This is a genomic window from Panacagrimonas perspica (assembly GCF_004364935.1).
GTDB lineage: Bacteria > Pseudomonadota > Gammaproteobacteria > Nevskiales > Nevskiaceae > Panacagrimonas > Panacagrimonas perspica.
Window position 1 is genome coordinate 1,090,513 of record NZ_SOBT01000008.1, and the last position, 14,423, is coordinate 1,104,935.

14 protein-coding genes are annotated in these 14,423 nt (G+C 65.9%); 6 read left to right on the forward strand and 8 right to left on the reverse strand.

Features of this window, described 5'->3' with window-relative positions:
• Positions 1-233: 233 nt before the first annotated feature.
• From DFR24_RS04945 to DFR24_RS04960, 4 genes are all read left to right on the forward strand, one after another.
• The gene (locus tag DFR24_RS04945; RefSeq protein ID WP_133880208.1) at positions 234-1,742 is read left to right on the forward strand and encodes a PAS domain-containing sensor histidine kinase; all 1,509 of its coding nucleotides are present in this window, start codon (positions 234-236) and stop codon (positions 1,740-1,742) included.
• A complete protein-coding gene (locus DFR24_RS04950; protein WP_133880209.1) occupies positions 1,739-2,362 on the forward strand; it encodes a response regulator transcription factor in 624 nt (207 codons plus the stop codon). The genes DFR24_RS04945 and DFR24_RS04950 overlap by 4 nt, the downstream gene beginning before the upstream one ends.
• Before the next feature lie 151 nt (positions 2,363-2,513).
• The gene (locus DFR24_RS04955) at positions 2,514-4,283 is read left to right on the forward strand and encodes a putative bifunctional diguanylate cyclase/phosphodiesterase (RefSeq protein WP_133880210.1); all 1,770 of its coding nucleotides are present in this window, start codon (positions 2,514-2,516) and stop codon (positions 4,281-4,283) included.
• A 248-nt stretch (positions 4,284-4,531) separates the two neighbouring features.
• Positions 4,532-5,236 carry a Crp/Fnr family transcriptional regulator gene (locus DFR24_RS04960; RefSeq protein WP_162851046.1) on the forward strand — a complete coding sequence of 235 codons (705 nt, stop codon included), beginning with the start codon at positions 4,532-4,534 and terminating at the stop codon, positions 5,234-5,236.
• 108 nt (positions 5,237-5,344) lie between these two features.
• On the opposite strand, the gene DFR24_RS04965 is transcribed toward DFR24_RS04960, so the two are convergent.
• Genes DFR24_RS04965 through hemN form a run of 3 tightly spaced genes read right to left on the reverse strand, consistent with a single transcriptional unit; the run spans position 5,345 to position 9,281 of the window.
• Positions 5,345-6,322, reverse strand: a complete 978-nt coding sequence (locus DFR24_RS04965) for a universal stress protein (protein WP_162851047.1) — start codon at positions 6,320-6,322, stop codon at positions 5,345-5,347.
• Positions 6,323-6,382: 60 nt separating this feature from the next.
• Positions 6,383-7,813, reverse strand: a complete 1,431-nt coding sequence (locus DFR24_RS04970) for a sensor domain-containing diguanylate cyclase (protein WP_162851048.1) — start codon at positions 7,811-7,813, stop codon at positions 6,383-6,385.
• Between the two features lie 55 nt (positions 7,814-7,868).
• A complete protein-coding gene (gene hemN / locus DFR24_RS04975) occupies positions 7,869-9,281 on the reverse strand; it encodes an oxygen-independent coproporphyrinogen III oxidase (protein WP_133880214.1) in 1,413 nt (470 codons plus the stop codon).
• A 274-nt stretch (positions 9,282-9,555) separates the two neighbouring features.
• Between hemN and DFR24_RS04980 the strand changes: the two genes are divergently transcribed.
• Positions 9,556-10,041, forward strand: coding sequence for a TraR/DksA C4-type zinc finger protein (locus tag DFR24_RS04980; RefSeq protein ID WP_133880215.1), 486 nt, complete (start codon positions 9,556-9,558; stop codon positions 10,039-10,041).
• 52 nt (positions 10,042-10,093) lie between these two features.
• Here DFR24_RS04980 and DFR24_RS04985 read toward each other — a convergent pair whose 3' ends face one another.
• The gene (locus tag DFR24_RS04985) at positions 10,094-10,732 is read right to left on the reverse strand and encodes a sulfite exporter TauE/SafE family protein (RefSeq protein WP_133880216.1); all 639 of its coding nucleotides are present in this window, start codon (positions 10,730-10,732) and stop codon (positions 10,094-10,096) included.
• A gap of 46 nt (positions 10,733-10,778) precedes the next feature.
• Positions 10,779-10,943 carry a hypothetical protein gene (locus DFR24_RS24350; protein WP_162851049.1) on the reverse strand — a complete coding sequence of 55 codons (165 nt, stop codon included), beginning with the start codon at positions 10,941-10,943 and terminating at the stop codon, positions 10,779-10,781.
• Between the two features lie 242 nt (positions 10,944-11,185).
• On the opposite strand from DFR24_RS24350, the gene DFR24_RS04990 reads away from it, so the two are divergent.
• Complete coding sequence (locus tag DFR24_RS04990; RefSeq protein ID WP_133880217.1) at positions 11,186-11,656, forward strand: potassium channel family protein; 471 nt, start codon at positions 11,186-11,188, stop codon at positions 11,654-11,656.
• Between the two features lie 232 nt (positions 11,657-11,888).
• Here DFR24_RS04990 and DFR24_RS04995 read toward each other — a convergent pair whose 3' ends face one another.
• The 3 genes from DFR24_RS04995 to DFR24_RS05005 are packed head-to-tail and all read right to left on the reverse strand — an operon-like array spanning position 11,889 to position 14,418.
• A complete protein-coding gene (locus DFR24_RS04995; protein WP_133880218.1) occupies positions 11,889-12,026 on the reverse strand; it encodes a cbb3-type cytochrome oxidase assembly protein in 138 nt (45 codons plus the stop codon).
• Entirely contained in the window at positions 12,026-14,203 is a 2,178-nt protein-coding gene (locus tag DFR24_RS05000) for a heavy metal translocating P-type ATPase (RefSeq protein WP_133880219.1), read from the reverse strand. Before DFR24_RS05000 ends, DFR24_RS04995 begins: the two co-directional genes overlap by 1 nt.
• On the reverse strand, positions 14,200-14,418 hold the full coding sequence (locus tag DFR24_RS05005; protein ID WP_133880220.1) for a hypothetical protein: 219 nt from the start codon (positions 14,416-14,418) through the stop codon (positions 14,200-14,202). The genes DFR24_RS05000 and DFR24_RS05005 overlap by 4 nt, the downstream gene beginning before the upstream one ends.
• Positions 14,419-14,423: the final 5 nt, after the last annotated feature.

Below are 14,423 nucleotides of genomic sequence, written 5' to 3' on the forward strand. Positions count from 1 at the left end.
CAGTCCACTGAAGCGTCCAATTGACGCAGGACGTTGACCACCGCTAGTTCAGCACGGGTTTCCGACGCGTTCACGGTCTTCCTCTGTGGGCGGAGCCCAGGATTGGTTTTCGTGAACGAGGATTGCGGTTGCGCTCCGGCCCCGCATTGACGCAGGTCAAGACGCAGGTCAATCGGCCAAAACCGGTGACCGCAGCTTGCCAACCACGGCGACTGAAACGATAGACTCATACCGTGACTGCACACACCGATTCCATTGGAGCCGATCGCCTCGACGCGCTGCTGGACGCCGCGGTCGACGCGATGATCCTGATCGATCGCAAGGGCACCATCACCCGGTTCAATCCCGCCGCTGAAAGACTCTTCGGATACGCCGAAGCGGAGATAGTAGGCAGCAACGTGCGCATGCTGATGCCACAGCCCTACCGGGACGAACACGATGGATACCTGTCGCGTTATCTGGATACCGGCGAGAAACGGATCATCGGGATCGGACGCGAGGTGATGGCCAGCCGCCGTGACGGCAGCCAGTTTCCGATCGGATTGTCGGTGGGCGAATTCCGCGTCGGCGTCGAGAGCGGATTCGTCGGCATCCTACGCGACGATTCAGAGCGCCACGCGCAGGAATCGCGACTGCGGCGCAAGGCCGAACAGCTGCGCTTGCTGCTGGAACATGCGCCGACGCCTGTCGTCGTTACGGATCCGGAAGGGCGTATCCAGAATGCCAACGCGGCCTGCGTCAACCTGCTGGGATACGACATCGAATCCCTTCGACAGATGCGCCTATACGAACTCGTGGAGTCAAACGATCGCGACCAGATCCTGACCGACTTCGAACAGGCTCGTGCGGGGGGCGAAACACGCCAGCACGAAGTTTCCCTGCGTCATCGAAAAGGACACTCTCTGCCGGTGCTGTTCTATTCGGGCTGCGGACGTGACGAGGCCGGCCGTCCGCTGCTGTTCATCGCCGAGCTGATCGACCGCACTGCCCTGCAGCAGGCCACGCACGAAGCCGATCGCCTTCGCGACCGACTCGCCCACGCCGCGCGTCTGGGGATGCTCGGTGAAATGGTCAGCGGCATCGCCCACGAGGTCAATCAGCCGCTCACCGCAATCAGCAACTACGCCAGTGCCTGCCGCCGCATGCTCAACGCCGGACAGACCACACCGGCCGAACTGATCGAGGTGCTCGAGAAGATCAGCCGCCAGGCGGAGCGAGCGGGACAGGTGATCCGGGGACTGCGGGCCATGGTCCGCCAGCGCGAGCACGAACGCGAACTGCTCTATCTGAATCCCTTGGTCGAGGAAGTGATCCAACTCGCCGAGATCGATCTGCACGGGACGAGTCACCGACTCGAATTCGATCTCGCGCCACACCTTCCCCATTTTCTCGGAGATGGCGTGCAGATCCAGCAGGTGCTGATGAACTTGATCCGCAACGCGGCCGAGGCGATGCGCGAAGCCGGCAGTGGCGAGGAAATTCGCGTGGCGACCGGCATGGGCAAGGACGGAATGCTCGAACTTTGCGTCTCCGATCAAGGACCCGGCGTAGCGACCGCCATCGAGGGACGGTTGTTCGATCCCTTCCTCACGACCAAGCCGCAAGGGATGGGGCTGGGACTGTCGATCTGCAAGTCGATCGTACAGGCGCACGCGGGAGACCTGACCTATTCCACCGCGAGCACAGGCGGCGCTCGATTCCTGGTCCGCCTTCCGGTCGCGCCGTCGGAGGAAACCGAATGACCGATGCCATCGTCCACATCGTCGACGACGAAGAACCGATCCGCGACAGCATCGCGCTGTTGCTGCGATCCGCTGGCCTGGGCTCGCGCCAGTACCAGGACGCACATGCCTTTCTTGCGACCTACCAGCCGGGCGAAACCGGGTGCCTGGTGCTCGATGTCCGCATGCCGCGCATGACTGGTCTGGAGCTCCAGCAGGAACTCAACCGGCGTGGATGGACGCTTCCCGTGATCTTCGTGACCGGCCACGGCGACGTGCCGATGGCTGTCGAGGCGATGCGCGAAGGGGCACTGGACTTCCTGCAGAAACCGTTCAATGACGAGGAACTCATCCGGCGCGTGCATCGGGCAATCGAGCAAGACCAGCGCGTTCGTCACCATTCCGGCGACCGTGACGCTACCCGGCAGCGTCTCGAGACCCTCACACCGCGGGAACGGGAGATCGCCGAACGCATCGTCGTGGGTCAGGCGAACAAGGTGATCGCGATGGACCTGTCGTTGTCCGAACGCACCGTCGAACTGCACCGTGCGCGCGTGATGCAGAAGATGGGGGTACGCGGCGTGGCGCAGCTGGTGCAACTCTGGATCGCGCTGGAACTCATCGGCAAGCACGCGCCCTGAGCGGGCTGCACCCGCGCAGACACGCGAGCGGTTTCGCGCTCGGACCTGCGGATCCCGCCCCGTCGCATCGAACCTTGATCCAGGTCAACGCGACGCTGCGCCGCCCGGTCCATCTTCCGTTGCCGTCCATACGACGGCAGGAGGATCAGATTTGGAAATCCGGGAGATTCCCGCCGCCGTTTCGGTTGAGCCTGCCGAGCCTGTCGAAGCAGGTCTCCTGCGGCCTGAGCTGATGGAACGGGCCCTGCACGTCGCGGCCAACGCAATGTTCATCGCCGACCGAAACGGTCGGATCCGTTGGGTCAATGCTGCGTTCACTCGGCTTTACGGCTTCGCGGCCGAGGAAGTCCTTGGATCGACGCCCCGCGTATTGAAGTCTGGGAGACAGACCAGCGCGTTCTATCGCGAACTCTGGACCACCGTCCGCGCCGGTAAAGTCTGGCGCGGGCACCTGAGCAACCGACACAAGAATGGCGAGGTGCTCGACGTCGACCAGACCATCACGCCCGTCTGCGACGAGCACGGCAAGCCGACGCACTACTACGTGGTGTACGAGGACATCACCGAACGGCTTCGCAGCGAACAACAGCTCACGCAGCTTGCGATGTTCGACAGCCTGACCGGATTGCCGAATCGCAACCAGTTCCACATACGGCTCTCGGAAGCTTTCGCCCGCAGCCGCCGCAGCGCCAAACCCATGGCCGTGCTGTTGCTGGATCTGGATCACTTCAAGAACGTCAACGACACGCTGGGCCATGCCGGGGGCGACGAACTGCTGGCCAAGGTCGGTCGCTGCCTGACCTCGGCGCTGCGCGACACCGATGTGGTGGCCCGCCTTTCCGGCGACGAATTCGCCGTGCTCGTCGAAGATCTCGCGCGCCCCGACCAAGCCATCGATTCCGCGCGTCGCCTGCTCGACGTGCTCTCGTCGTCATACAAAGTACTCGGCGCGACCATCCAGGTAGGCGCAAGCATCGGCATCGCATTATCCGGCGACCTCGAAGACACGCCGGAACGGCTTCTCCGAAATGCCGACCTGGCGATGTACCGGGCCAAGTCACGCGGGCGCAATTGCTTCCAGTTCTTCGATGCAGCCATGGACCTCGCAGCGCGCAAGCGGTATGACCTGCGCGATGCGTTGCGTACGGCCCTTCGAAAAGACGAATTCAAGCTGTGCTTCCAGCCGCAAGTTGACATGCGCACCGGCATGCCGGTGGGCGCCGAGGCCTTGCTTCGGTGGAACGATCCCCATCGCGGTCTGGTCACGGCGAGCGAATTCATCGGCGTCGCCGAACAGGACGGGATGATCTCGGCACTGAATGACTGGGTCCTGCGGGCTGGGTTCGCCGAAGTGGCGCGGCTGCACCGCGTCGTGCCGTCGATGGTGCCGGTGTCGATCAACGTCTCCGCGGGCCAGTTCGACCGCACCGACCTCGCGCCCACCATCGAGTCACTGCTACGCGAACACGACCTGCCCGCCACGGCCATCCGGCTCGAGATCACCGAGACGGTGATGTTGCGCTCCAGCCTCGCCGTGCACGAGAACATCCGGCAGCTGGGGCGGCTAGGCGTCACGATCAGCGTCGACGATTTCGGCACCGGCTACTCCTCGCTTCCCGCACTGCGCGAATTCCCGATCGGCACGATCAAGCTCGACATGAGCTACGTGCGCGGAATCGGCCGGAGCGCCCGTGACGAGCTGCTTCTGTGCGCGATCATTGGCATCGCGCGGATGCTCAAGCTCGGCGTCGTCGCCGAAGGTGTCGAAACCGCGGCACAACGAGACTTTCTCATTCGCGAAGGGTGTTTCCAGGCGCAAGGGCACCTGTACCAGCGCGCACTTCCGGCGGAAGAATTCGCCGCCTGGATGCGGTTCCAGCAGAGATCGATCTGCGCCGCGAGCATGGCCAGCGCGGGGTGAGTCGCGCGATCGATTGCCCGCCGGATCTCCCGGCCGCGCGCGTGCGGCACGTTTGGCAGTTCGGCCAAGGAGTTCCGAAGACCGAACTGGCCGACTTCCGGCGTTCACCTCGTTTTCCGGCCGGGCTTCACCTCGGTCACGGCCCAAAGCGGCATACGTAGTTCCCGCAGCGACTCTTGCGGGTATCCCGGATGTTGCCGCCTCAGCCGTCCCGGCACGCTGTCTCCACGTTCACAGGAGACATCGGCATGGCCTTCGACATCGCCCCGCAGCACCGCATTGCCCCCAACTGCCACGTCTGCCCGGTGCAGAATTGCGCCTCGCGTTGCCCGGACAAGGCGGTCACTTGGCGGGCGGCCGTAAGCCTGCTGCCGCCGCAGATCCCGGGTTGCGGCAACTTGGTGAACGCCGGCATGCCCGTTCCCGGCCTGTTCACCGTCCGGGCCGGCTGCATCAAGTCCTACACCCTCGACTCGCTGGGCAACGAACACGTGCGCGCCTTCCACTTTCCCGGTGACATCGTCGGCCTGGATGCGCTGGGGGACGAACAGTCGGCATCTGCGGCATCGGCGGTGTCGCCTTCGCAGGTCTGCGCGATTTCCCTAAACGACCTGGGTCACCAGATGGAAGTCGACCCGTTCATGTCCACTCACCTGCTGAAGAAGACCCGCGAGGCCCTGCGCCGCGCCATGGCGCTCTCGGGCGAATTCAGCGCTGACCAGCGGGTCGCCGCCTTCCTGCTTTTCGTCCACTCCCGCATCGGCTCGGGCGACGTAGTCCGCCTGCCGATGACCCGCCGCGAGATGGGCAGCTACCTGCGACTTGCGACCGAAACGGTCTGCCGGGTTCTGGCCCGCTTCGAAAAGAATGGCTGGGTTGCCTGCTCGGACAAGCGCATCACGCTGATGAATCGCCCCTCGCTCACCAAACTGGCCGAACCCGTCGCCCTTTGATCGCGCACGTCAGGCCGGGCCGAAGGAGATTCGGCCCGGCCTTCCTTGTTGGGTCATTCGCTGTGGCGGATCCGTCCTGCATTCGGAAAAATGCTGTTGCCTTGCCGGCTAAACCGCCGTCCTAGCGGCTTCGTGCCGCTCGAGTGCCTCGAGCGCGCGATGCCGAGTCAACTCCCGGCCGAAGTCTTCGGGCCGCACGACGAGCAGATCGCAGGTCGCCTGGGAGACCAGGGCCTCGGCGTTGCTGCCCAGGATGAAGCGATCCAGACCGCTCCGATAGCGGCTGCCGATCACGAGCAGGCCGATCCCCGCAGTCTCGGTGTGACGCAGCGTCTCCGTCACCGGGTCGCCGCCGAGCAACATGCGTTGCTCCTGGGGGACGCTGTTCCGGTCGGCGAATCGGTTGAACGCGAGACGGTCTTCCTCGCGCAGTTCGCCGATCAGCTCGTCCATCTTCGCGGCCATCCCTTCATCCTCACGGCGATAGGGAAAGACGTGTAGCAGTTCGAGCGAAGCGCCGCAGGTCATGGCGATCGGCAGCGCGGTCTTCACCACGCGGTCGTCCAGCCCGGCAGGATGCGCCTCCGGATGGGTCGGATTCACCGCCGCCGCGATGCGAGATGGCAGCAACGGTGCGTCCGCCTGGACCAGCATCACCGGCACCGGGCACAGGCGAGTCAGGCGCCAGTCGGAACTGCGGATGGCGCTCCAACGATGCAGTACCGAATCGCGCCGAAGGTCCTTGACCACCAAGTCGACACCGATTTCGAGCACCTTGCCGATCACGGCTTCGTACTCTTTGCGCGCCCAGGTCACCTCGCACGTCGCACGCAGCCCCTGCGACACGAGGTCGGCCGTCCATTGGGCAAGCCACCGCAGCCGAATGTCGATGAACTGCTGACGCGCGAGCTGCTCGACTTCGGGATCGACCAGCTCGGCCGTCGCATCAATGCGCGGGTTGAAGGTCGGCATGAAAAGATGTACGCGGGCACCGCTGCGCCGCGCCAGTTCAATCGCGCGACGGGCGCCCGGGGTGACGTGCATCGCGGGATCGACGACGGCAAGGATCAGTTTGGCAAGGCTCATGGCGGCTCCTGGTGACTCATCCATTGGAGCGCGCCGGGGACCTGCACGCGTTGATCCGTGTCAATCGGCCTGCATCTCCATGTAGCGGCGCGCGGGCGCCATCGGCTCTGCACCCAGCGACCGGTCTGCGGCCAGCAGCAGCGCCTCGACGGTGTCGCCGTCCGCCGGCGATCGCGCGCGACCGATACGCAGGTCGATACCGGAAATCTCTCCGATCAGTGGGTAGGGTTCGCGGAGATCGTGCATCAATGTCTCCACGAGCCGGTCGGCATTCTCGGCATCCTCGGGAAGATCCACCAGGTATTCACCGGCCGACATGCGAGCGGCGCGTTCGGCTCCCAGCGTCTCCAGCAAGCGGGACTGGATCTCGGACTGGAACGTCTCGAAGGCGTCGCCGCCCAGTCCCTCGATCGCAGCCAGACGGCGCGCGGCAATCACCCCGATGGAGACAGGCTGACGTCTCGAAAGTCGTTCCGAAAGGCAGTGCTCGAGCGCCGCACGATGCATCAGTCCCGTCAGCGCGTCGCGCGTCGAACACAGCTCACGACGGACCTCTTCCGCCTTCTTGCGGCTGACGTCGTCGTAGACGGCGAGATAGTGAGTCACGCGCCCTTCCGTGCCAAACGGGCTGATTGTCTGGTTGGCGGTGAACGCTGCCCCGGAACGGTCGCGGTCAACGGTCTCGCCGCGCCATATCTCGCCGCTGCGAATCGTATTCCAGAGCCCCCGGTAATGGCGCACGCCATGGCGGCCCGAACTCAGGAAGCGGGGATTTCTCCCGATCACGTCCTCTCGCGAATAGCCCGTCAAATCACAGAAGGACGCGTTGCACCACGTGATGCGCCCTTCGATATCGGCGATGAAGGCGGCGTTGCCGGCGCCGCTCAGGGCCGTTGCGAGCAGTGTGCGCCGGGCGAGAAGACGGCTCGCGGCAATCACGCGCGCGCAGGCCGCTGCCACCAACAAGGCATCGTCCTCGTCGCAGGCCCAGGCCGGTGACAGGCGCGACGCACACAACATCAGCACCCATCCCGGCTCCTCGAACTCCAGCGGGCGGGCGCAGACGCGGACGATGCCGTCGCGCATCGCGGCCTCTCGCCACGGACTGAAGCCCGGCTCGTCCACGTTCACGGCTACGGTTTCCCGGGTCTGAAGAGCGCGCGAACCGGGGCCGTTCCCGACGATCGTGCCGTCGCAGCGCTCCGGCAGCCGCGTCAACTCCGCCCACAGCAGCGTCTCGCGGGAGGTCGCTTCGATCTCGAGCGCGCCGCCGTCGTGACGTCGCAGCAAAGCCACCAGCGGCAACCCGTGAGAATCCGCGATGCCCTGGCAAAGGTTGCGAAGCACATCCGACCGCGGACGCTCCTCGACCATCTCTCGGTAGGCGCGGTCGACGGCGCGTTCGAACCGGCCCTGGGATACCTCGTGCACCGGCTCAGGAGCGGTCAGCGTGGGGGCACTTCGGGTGGAAAAGGTCGGGAGCAGTTTCATGACGTGTATCGTGTCGCGTGCGAGCGTGCACGGCATTGACCGGGGTCAACGAGATTCACTGCACGTTCGGCGCCGTGCCTGCGACGAGCCGCTTGCGTGCTGCTTCCGGAGCACTGGCCGGATTCGCGTAGGCGTCGAATGGCATCGCCAGAGCGCGCAGGAAATGGCGACCGCGCGCGGTGATCGACAGCCGACCCGGTTGAAGTTCGACGAGGCCATCCCGTTGGGCGGTAGCAATCCGATCCAGTGCCTCCCGGAAATGGTGCCGGGCGTCGATGCCGAAGCGTGCATGCAGCGGCCCGTAGTGCACGTCGCGACCGCAGAGGATCCGCTCGATCACGGCCGCACGCAGTTGGTCCTCGCGTGTCAGCACTGCGCCCCGCTCCGTCGCAAGGAGACCGGATTCGATCGCCTGGAGATAAGCCGTCAAGCCGCGCGCGTTCTGGGTGTACGCGTCGCCGATGCGGCTGATGCTGCTCATGCCCACGCCGACGAGGTCCAGGCCCGCGCGGGTGGAGTAGCCCTGGAAATTGCGCTGCAAGCGATGGTCGCGCAACGCGGTCACCAACTCGTCGCCGGGCAGCGCGAAGTGGTCCATGCCGATGTGGACGTAACCAGCGGCGCCGAGCCGCCCCGTTGCCAGCTGCATCAGCCGCAGCCGCAGGGGCGCATCCGGAAGTTCGTCTGTCCGAATCCGGCGCTGCGCCTTGAACATGGCGGGCAGGTGCGCGTAACCATAGATCGCGACGCGATCGGGCCGTAACGCGGCTACCCGCTCCAGCGTGTGAGAGAACCTCTCCGGCGTCTGCCGGGGCAAGCCGTAGATCAGGTCGAACGAAACCGAGCGCATGTTCAGACGCCGCGCCTCGTGCACGAGCGACTCGACCATTTCCGGCGCCTGGATCCGGTTGACCGCAGCCTGCACCGAGGGATCGAAATCCTGCACGCCCAGCGAGATGCGGTTGAAGCCCATTGCGGCCAAGCGGCCGAGCCGCGCCGCATCGACAGTCCGAGGATCGATCTCGATGGAGAACTCGCGGCGCGAGTTCGGCACGAACCCGAAATCGCGCCGGATCTGCTCCAGCACCGCCAGGAGCTGGAGATCATCGTAGTAGGTGGGCGTTCCGCCGCCGAAGTGGAGTTGCTCCACCGCACGCGTGGCGCCGAACAGCCGGCCTTGCATCCCGATCTCTCGTCGCAGCGCGTGCAGGTAGCGGTTCATCGATCCCTGGTCGCGCGTGATGACGCGCGTACAGCCGCAGTAGAAGCAGGGGCTCGCGCAGAACGGGGCATGCACGTACAGCGACAGCGGCGTCCCCGGCGCGAGCTGGTTGCTGCGCATGACGGCCTTCTCGTGGTCGTCCGACGAGAGCGGCGCGAAGTGCTGCGCAGTCGGATAGGACGTATAGCGCGGCGCCGCAACGTCGTAGCGGCGCAAGAGGTCTAGGTCGAACGAGGTGTCGGTCATGGCGCGAGTCCGGGCAGCGGCGGGCGCCATCCTGTTGTCGTGGCCCCTCGACGGCATTGACGGGCGTCAACACGAGCTCGCGAACGATCATGTTCGCTTCGGAGCGCGTCGACATCTGCACGCAGGCTGCAACACATACGAAACGCGCTGCATTCCGCGACCGAATCGCCGCAGTGGCCCTCGTTCATGGGAGGCGATCGCCGGCGACGTTGACCCAGGTCAACGATTACCACCACGCCGCGTACGACGCTGAGGACTCTCAAAGGAGTCCGACATGAAGTCGATCACCGCGCGCCGCAGCGCACTGAAGAAAAGACGCAAGGAAGTCCACGATCAACTCCGACGTCTGCGGGTCGAGCGTACGCGCGATCCGGATTCTCCAGGGCCCGAGTCCGTAGACCGCGCGTTCGAGGCGTCGACCCACGCGGTGCTCGAGCGACTGGAGAACAGCGCCCTGGCGGAACTGGGGCGGATCGAGCACGCGATCTCCCACATCGAACGGGGCCGAGGAAATTCCTGCGAATGTTGCCGGAAGACCATCGATCAAAAACGCTTGCAGGCGGTGGTCCACGCGACGCAATGCAGGGCCTGCGCGAGGGCCTTTCGGGGCGTCCTGGACACTCAGCCCCTCGACGCTGCGCCCATGCCGCCGACGCGGGACGGTCTCGATTGCCGGCATTCACCGGTACACCCCATCCTTTCTGTCGTCCCGCCCGCTACACGCGATCACGCGGGAGTCGACGCTCCGCTCCCGCTTTGATCCTGCCGCGCGTGAATGGCCTTCCGCTTCGGGCCGGTGTCGATCCAGCGGGTCAGGACAGGCACCACGGCGCGGAGCGGGCCAGCGCCAGCCACATCAGCAGCGCTGCCGTGCTGGTCACGAGACCGACCAGTAGCGGGACATTCCTCAGCGCCTGTTTCCTGCCTGCTTGCCCCGCCCGCGCCCACGCCCACGCGCCTGCCTGTACCGGAGGGATCGTGCCGATCCCGAAAGCCAGCAGCAGTAGCGCCCCACTGGCAGCGGAAGCCGAAAGCACCGCGTAACCCGCGGCGGCGTACAACGGTACGCAGGGCACCAGGCCGGTCACGAGGCCTGCCATCGCCTGCCGTGGCAGCCCGCTCCGGCTCGGCGGGACACAACACGCCGCAGGTGCGCGACGTTGCGATCGCAGGAGCAGGAGGAGCAGCAAGATCGGAAGCAACGCTGTCCGGAGGCCTTCGCCGAAGGGCAGCCACGACGCCGATCGGAGCAGCCACTGCCCTGCCCCGCCCGCGATCGCGCCGAGCAACACGTATGCCCCTAGCCGGCCGAGATGCCGCGCGATCGCTGCCGCACCCGATTGTCTTGCCTGCAGCAGGCCGCACATCACCGCGCAATGCGCGCCCGACGAGAGGCCGGCGCCCATCATCGCGGGCACGCTCAGGCTGGCAAGTGCGAGGCTGTTGTTCATGGCGTGTGCGCGGACGTCCGGCGATCCGGTCCTTCGCCGACCTGCATCAATGGCCGGGAAGCTCGATGACAGCAGGCTCTCCGAGAGCCGTGAATCCGAATTCGGATACCACGCGGATCATCGCCGCGGCCACCAGGATGGCGACAGGCACGATCAGGACCAGAAACAGCGCATCGCTGGAACGAGGCTGCCGACCAGTTGGAACGGACATGGGAGTTCAACCGAGATTGCGTGTCCTCACTATGGACAGGAGCGCTCCGTGCCACGTTGACCTGCATCAATTTTCGCGGCGCAACCGGCTGCGGGTTGCCGCAACCGGTTGTTGACGCCCGTCAATGCGGGTGCGCTCCTTCAAGGCGAGTCTGCAAACACGGTTCCGTCGTCGACACGCCGCCGTTCCCCGGCGCAGGAAACCGTGAAGTCCACAACCCGTCCTGACCGATTCCGCGTGACATGAATCCCGACGTCCTTCCGCTGCTGACGACTCCGGCATCGACTCACGTCGGCGTGGCAGCGCTGACGGCCGGACTGATGGCACTCGCGGCGTTCGTGCACTTCGAGGCGCTGGAACGGCTGAACTACACGATGCCGCACCTTCGTCTGCAGTCCCGCGCGCGCATTCTGTTCCTGATCGTCGCGATCATGCTGCTGCACATGATCGAGATCGGCATCTTCGGCGTGGGCATCTACTTCGCCGTGCAGCTCGCCGGCGTCGGGCACATCGCCGGCGCCAATCCGCTGCCGCTCGTGGACGCGATCTACATGTCGTCCATGACCTACACCACCGTCGGATACGGCGACCTGACGCCGGTGGGGCCGATCCGCCTGATCCTGGGCTGCGAGGCCCTGGCGGGGTTCGTCCTGCTCACCTGGTCGGCCTCGTTCACGTTTCTCGAGATGCAACGGTACTGGCGCGCGCGCTGATGCGCAGACCTCGGGCGGCGCAGCAGGGAAAGGGCTACGGGCCGCCAGCCACCGATGATGGTTGTGTCACGAGACCTTGTCCGGGCGATGCGCCGGAGGCGATCGCGAAGGCCATTGCCAGTGCCGGCGCCTCGACACCGACGGTGATGCCAGCGAGGACGTTGCGTGCCCAGTGTTCCCTGCTCGCGATGATGCAGGTCATACCGCGCGCAAGGTTTGCGCTGGATAGGAATTACTCGTCGTCCGGCAGCTCGAGCTGCTGGCGGTCAAGCTCCTCGAACTGGCCGTTCAGGGCCGCGGCGATGAAGATCCCGGCGAATCCCACCACTGTGACGACGCCAAGCGGAATCAACAGGTAGAGGCTTTCCATCACTTTTTCTCCGGCAGGCGCAGGCGCATCGCGTTGGCCACGACCACGAGCGACGACAGGGACATGCCGGCCGCGGCGAGCCACGGCGGGAGCCAGCCCACCATCGCCAAGGGCAGAACCGACAGGTTGTAGAGCGCTGCCCACGCCAGGTTCTGGCGGATGCGCTTGCGCACCTGCCGCGCCACGTCGATCGCAAGCGGCAGGCCGTCGAGACGGTCGCTGACCAGCACGAAATCCGCGCGTGCCTGAGCCACCGCCGATCCCCCGGGCATGGCGAACGATGCGTCCGCCGCCGCCAAGAACGGTGCGTCGTTCAGTCCGTCGCCCACGCACAGCACGACGCCCCCTTGCGCCTGCAGCGCACGCAGCCGTGCCAGCTTGTCTTCCGGGGTCTGCCCGGCGGCGAACTTCGGGATGCGCAGGGCGCTGGCAATGCGTCGTGCCGGCGCAGTGGTATCGCCGGTCAGCAGTTCGACACGAAGGCCAAGACGGTCGAGGCGGTCGATCGTTTCGAAAGCTTCGTCGCGGACCGGCGCCGACAGACCGAAATGGGCCAGCGACCCTTGCTCGTCGGACAGCGTGATCCAGGTCAGCGCGTCATCCTGGCCGGCGATGCGTTCCGTTGCGGGCCCGATGCGGTACCGACGTCCGTCCACGAAGCCTTCAACGCCACGACCCGCTTCGACACGGACCTGGGTCGCGGCGCTGCCGCTCGCGGCAGCGAAAAAAGCCAGCGCGATTGGATGGCGCAGACCGGATTCGAGGCTGCTGGCGATGCGCAGTACCTGTTGCGCGGTCGCACCGCGCAAAGGGTCGATCCGGTCGAGGTGCAGCCGCGCGTGCGTGAGCGTACCGGTCTTGTCGAGCAGCGCCGTATCGGCCTGGGCGAGCTTCAGCAGCCGGTCTGCACGCGTCACCAGAACGCCGTGGGCCGCCAGGCGCGAGGTGGCCGCTGCCAGGCAGGCAGGCACCGCAAGCGACAGCGCACAGGGACAACTCGCGACCAGGACTGCAAGTGCCACCGACAGCGCGGCGTCTGCGCCGGAACGAGCGGCGAGTGCGGCACCCGCGGCGGCGAGCACCAGCACCGCCAAGGTGAACCAGCCGGCCACCTGGTCGGCTCGTTGCTGGACCGCAGGCTTGCGGGCCGCCGCGCGACGCAGCAGATGCAGGATCTCCGAAGAGCGCGTGCGACCGACACCAGCGAGCGTTCGCAGCACGATCGGCGATGCGCCGACGTTCAGGCTCCCGGCGAAGGCGGTGTCGCCCCGCGCGCGCGTGACCGGGCGGGATTCGCCGGTCAGCAGCGACTCATCGAATTCCGCAGGCTGCTCGACCTGGCCATCGACGGGCAGCGCCTCGCCGGGCGCGACGCTGACCCGGTCGCCAGGCGACAGCAACAGCGTTTTCACGATGCAGATCTCATCGCCTTCGATCCGGCGCGCTGTCGCAGGCGGCCCCTCGGCCAGCTGGCGCAGGCGCTGCGTAGCCTGTGCACGGGTGGCGCTTTCAAAGTGCCGGCCCGTCAGCAGTAGCGCGACAAACATCGTCGCGGTATCGAAATAGAGGGGTCCGCTTCCGTCGAACGTTCGCCACGCCGACACCGCGGTCGCCATCACCAAGGACAGCGCAACCGGCACATCCATCGTCAGGGTGCGCGCACGCAATGTGCGCGCCGCGCCGGCGAGGAACGGCCATCCTGCGTAGGCCACGACCGGGATCGCCACGGCGAACTGCGCCCACCGCATCAAGCTGGCGATGGTCGGGTCCGGGACACCATCGAAATAGCTCGGCCAAGCGAACATCATCACCTGCATCGCCCCGATGATGGCGACGCCGATGCGGGCCATGTCGCGTCGCCGCGCAGGACGCATCGTGACCACCGGATCGTCCTCGCCCAGTACGCGTGGCTCGAAGCCCGCGTTCTTCAATTCCAGAAGCAGTTGCGCGAGCGATGGTCCTCCGGCGCGCGGCGTCAGCGCCGCGGTCCGGGAGACGAGATCCAGTTCGAGCGTCGCAATCCGTCCGCCAATCAGGTCACGCAGACGGTTTTCGCAGCGCGCGCAATGAACGCCGTCCAGCGCGAGATGGACGGCGGAAGGCGGCGCCGATTTATCCCGATCCGTCGCAAGGCTCGCCTCCAGCGCGGCCACCTGCGCTGCGCCCTCGGCATTCAAGGCGGTGTCGCCGCCGGTTCAGCGATTTCGGTGAATCCCGACTTCGACGCGACGTGCAGATAGCCGATCAGGGCGATCACCGTTGCGACGGGGATGGCCAATGCCAGCCACAGCTCGAAGATGCGCAACGGGGATTTTTTTGGATCCGGCATGTCGGGTTCGGTAGCGACGGGTGGGACGACGACGACTCTGCTCCGCTCGGCAACCTCCGGCATTGATC

What these genes read in the sequence shown, in the direction of transcription:
- DFR24_RS04965 (WP_162851047.1), bottom strand. Translation starts at nt 6,322, where the DNA reads ATGAGCCTTGCCAAACTGATCCTTGCCGTCGTCGATCCCGCGATGCAC.
- DFR24_RS04990 (WP_133880217.1), top strand. Translation starts at nt 11,186, where the DNA reads ATGAATCCCGACGTCCTTCCGCTGCTGACGACTCCGGCATCGACTCAC.
- hemN (WP_133880214.1), bottom strand. Translation starts at nt 9,281, where the DNA reads ATGACCGACACCTCGTTCGACCTAGACCTCTTGCGCCGCTACGACGTT.
- DFR24_RS04985 (WP_133880216.1), bottom strand. Translation starts at nt 10,732, where the DNA reads ATGAACAACAGCCTCGCACTTGCCAGCCTGAGCGTGCCCGCGATGATG.
- DFR24_RS04995 (WP_133880218.1), bottom strand. Translation starts at nt 12,026, where the DNA reads ATGGAAAGCCTCTACCTGTTGATTCCGCTTGGCGTCGTCACAGTGGTG.
- DFR24_RS04950 (WP_133880209.1), top strand. Translation starts at nt 1,739, where the DNA reads ATGACCGATGCCATCGTCCACATCGTCGACGACGAAGAACCGATCCGC.
- DFR24_RS04980 (WP_133880215.1), top strand. Translation starts at nt 9,556, where the DNA reads ATGAAGTCGATCACCGCGCGCCGCAGCGCACTGAAGAAAAGACGCAAG.
- DFR24_RS24350 (WP_162851049.1), bottom strand. Translation starts at nt 10,943, where the DNA reads ATGTCCGTTCCAACTGGTCGGCAGCCTCGTTCCAGCGATGCGCTGTTT.
- DFR24_RS04970 (WP_162851048.1), bottom strand. Translation starts at nt 7,813, where the DNA reads ATGAAACTGCTCCCGACCTTTTCCACCCGAAGTGCCCCCACGCTGACC.
- DFR24_RS05005 (WP_133880220.1), bottom strand. Translation starts at nt 14,418, where the DNA reads ATGCCGGAGGTTGCCGAGCGGAGCAGAGTCGTCGTCGTCCCACCCGTC.
- DFR24_RS04960 (WP_162851046.1), top strand. Translation starts at nt 4,532, where the DNA reads ATGGCCTTCGACATCGCCCCGCAGCACCGCATTGCCCCCAACTGCCAC.